Origin of the sequence: Mesorhizobium sp. M0244 (assembly GCF_040321795.1) — a bacterium.
Lineage (GTDB): Bacteria > Pseudomonadota > Alphaproteobacteria > Rhizobiales > Rhizobiaceae > Mesorhizobium.
The window spans coordinates 1-3,339 of record NZ_JAMYSE010000179.1; the positions used below are offsets into that span (position 1 = coordinate 1).

The 3,339-nt window shown below is 63.5% G+C and carries 3 protein-coding genes; all 3 read left to right on the top strand.

From position 1 onward, the window contains the following. A partial coding sequence (locus tag NKJ08_RS38225; protein ID WP_352786327.1) for a potassium-transporting ATPase subunit KdpA occupies positions 1 to 472 on the top strand: 472 nt, incomplete at its 5' end. A 222-nt stretch (positions 473 to 694) separates the two neighbouring features. Continuing rightward, the gene (kdpB, locus tag NKJ08_RS38230) at positions 695 to 2,788 is read left to right on the top strand and encodes a potassium-transporting ATPase subunit KdpB (protein WP_352532652.1); all 2,094 of its coding nucleotides are present in this window, start codon (positions 695 to 697) and stop codon (positions 2,786 to 2,788) included. 12 nt (positions 2,789 to 2,800) lie between these two features. Further along, positions 2,801 to 3,339, top strand: a 539-nt coding sequence (gene kdpC / locus NKJ08_RS38235; protein ID WP_352786328.1) for a potassium-transporting ATPase subunit KdpC, incomplete at its 3' end; no start/stop codon positions are given.

The window sequence follows — 3,339 nt, forward strand, 5'->3', positions numbered from 1 at the left end:
GATCGAGGCCAAGGAGGTCAAGATGGCGATGCTGGCCGTCCTCTGCCTGCCGCTGGCGATGCTGATCTTCACCGCTATCGCGGTGGTGCTGCCGACCGGCGTTGCTTCCATCGCCAATGCCGGCCCGCACGGCTTTTCCGAGGTTCTCTATGCCTATACCTCGGCTGCGGCGAACAATGGTTCCGCCTTTGGCGGCCTCGGCGGCAACACGCCCTGGTACAATATAACGCTCGGCATCGGCATGCTGATGGGCCGCTTCCTGGTCATTATTCCGGCGCTGGCGATTGCTGGCTCGCTGGTGGCGAAGAAGACCGTCCCTGCCTCCGCCGGCACCTTTCCGACCGACGGTCCGCTCTTCGTCGGGCTGCTGGTCGGTGTCATCCTGATCGTCGGTGGCCTGACCTTCTTCCCAGCCCTGGCGGTCGGCCCGATCGTCGAACACCTGGCCATGATCAACGGTCAGACCTTCTGAAACGCTGAAACGGCCCATGCCCTGGTTCAAGATCACGTCTCGAAAGGTCCGGCATCGTCCCGAGCCGGAGGGCGAGAAAACGCCCCCTCCTTTCCCGACCCTGTCCACATTCCTCGCTATTGCGGCAGCCTTGATCATGATCTGGCTGCTGGCTTACGGGCCGCCGCACCTTCGTTCGGCACACGATCGACCGGTCAACAACATCGACACTGGAGCCACCAAATGAGCCAGTCGAAATCCGTGAGCATCATGGATACCCGCATCCTGTGGCCCGCTATCGGCGGTTCCTTCAGAAAACTGAACCCGCGCACCTTGATGCGAAACCCGGTGATGTTCGTCGTCGCCGTCGTCTCGGCGCTCACCACCGTGCTGTTCGTCAAGGATCTCGTTACCGGCGGCGGCGATCTTGGCTTCACGCTGCAGATCATCATCTGGCTGTGGTTCACCGTGCTTTTCGCCAATTTCGCCGAAGCGGTGGCCGAAGGCCGCGGCAAGGCGCAAGCAGACTCGCTGCGCCGGGCGCGCACCGAGACGCAGGCCAAGCTGTTGACCGGCGGCGATCGGAGCAAGTTCAAGCTGGTGCCCGGCACCAGCCTGAAGATCGGCGACATCGTGCTCGTCGAAGCCGGCGACATCATCCCCTCGGACGGCGAGGTGGTCGAAGGCGTGGCTTCGGTCAACGAGGCGGCGATCACCGGCGAATCCGCACCGGTCATCCGCGAATCCGGCGGCGACCGTTCGGCGGTGACCGGCGGCACGCAGGTCTTGTCCGACTGGATCCGCGTGCGCATCACCGCGGCTGCCGGCCATACGTTCCTCGACCGCATGATCTCGTTGGTCGAGGGCGCCGAGCGCCAGAAGACACCCAACGAGATCGCGCTCAACATTCTGCTCGTCGGCATGACGCTGATCTTCGTGCTGGCAACGGCGACGATCCCGAGCTTTGCCTCCTATTCGGGCGGCTATATCTCGGTGACGGTGCTGGTCGCCCTATTCGTCACCTTGATCCCGACCACGATCGGCGCGCTGCTGTCGGCCATTGGCATTGCCGGCATGGACCGCCTGGTGCGCTTCAATGTGCTGGCCATGTCGGGCCGCGCCGTCGAGGCGGCCGGCGACGTCGACACGCTGCTGCTCGACAAGACCGGAACCATCACGCTGGGTAACCGCCAGGCGACGGCATTCCGTCCGGTCAAGGGCGTCACCGAACAGGAATTGGCCGACGCCGCCCAGCTTGCTTCGCTTGCCGACGAAACACCGGAAGGCCGCTCGATCGTCGTACTGGCGAAGGAGAAATACGCCATCCGCGCCCGCGACATGGCAAATTTGCACGCGACTTTCGTGCCCTTCACCGCGCAAACCCGCATGAGCGGCGTCGATCTGGAAGGCTCCTCGGTCCGCAAGGGCGCAGTCGATGCGGTACTTGCCCACGTCAACCTCTCGACCGTTGCCACGGGCAGTACGCGCCCCGGCGGCGACACCGTCCGCGACCTTCAGGCGATCGCCGACGAGATCGCCAAATCGGGCGGTACCCCGCTGGCGGTCGAGCGCGACGGGCGCCTGCTCGGCGTCGTCCATCTGAAGGACATCGTCAAGGGCGGCATCAGCGAGCGTTTTGCCGAATTGCGCCGCATGGGTATCCGCACGGTGATGATCACCGGCGACAATCCGATGACCGCGGCGGCGATCGCGGCGGAAGCCGGCGTCGACGATTTCCTTGCCCAGGCGACGCCCGAGGACAAGCTGAAGCTGATCCGCGACGAGCAGGCCAAGGGCAAGCTGGTCGCCATGTGCGGCGACGGCACCAACGACGCGCCGGCCCTTGCGCAGGCCGATGTCGGCGTCGCCATGAACACCGGTACGGTCGCGGCGCGCGAGGCCGGCAACATGGTTGATCTCGACAGCGATCCGACCAAGCTGATCGAGATCGTCGAAATCGGCAAGGCGCTGCTGATGACGCGTGGCTCGCTGACCACTTTCTCCATAGCCAACGACGTGGCCAAGTATTTTGCCATTATCCCGGCAATATTCGCCGTCTTCTACATCGCCCCGGGCCAGACCGCCGGGCCGCTGCAAGCGCTCAATGTCATGCATCTGGCGACGCCGCAGAGCGCTATCCTCTCGGCCATCATCTTCAACGCGCTGATCATCATTGCGCTGATCCCGCTGTCGCTGAGGGGCGTCAAATACCGCGCGGTCGGCGCCGGTGCGCTGCTCAGCCGCAATCTCATTGTCTATGGCCTCGGCGGCGTCATCGTCCCCTTCGTCGGCATCAAGGTGATCGACATGGCCATCACTGCTCTCGGTCTCGCATAAGGAACCACGTCGATGCTCAATCAAATCAGGCCCGCTATCGTCATGATTGTCTTCTTCTCCGTTCTGACGGGTTTAGTCTATCCGATCGGCATGACCGGCATTGCCCAGGCGCTGTTTCCGGGCCAGGCCAATGGCAGCCTGATCGAGAGGAACGGCAAGGTCATCGGTTCCGAGCTGATCGGCCAGGCTTTCACCAGCGATCGCTACTTCCATGGCCGTCCGTCGGCTGCCGGCGACGGTTACAATGCCGCCGCCTCGGGCGGTTCAAATCTCGGCCCGACTAACCCGAAGCTGATCGACCGTATCAAGAGCGACGCCGAAAAGTTGAGGGCCGAAAACCCGAACCAGCCGGTGCCGATGGATCTGGTCACCACGTCCGGCAGCGGCCTCGATCCGCATATCAGCCCCGATGCGGCCTATTTTCAGGTCGCCAGGGTGGCCAGGGCCAGGAACGTCGATGAATCCAGGATCAAATCGCTTGTCGACAGCCATGTCGAGGATCGCGAATTGGGCTTCATAGGCGAGCCGGTGGTCAATGTGCTGGCCCTCAA

Excerpts from the sequence above, each read along its gene's own strand:
- kdpB (WP_352532652.1), top strand. The coding sequence starts at position 695 with ATGAGCCAGTCGAAATCCGTGAGCATCATGGATACCCGCATCCTGTGG.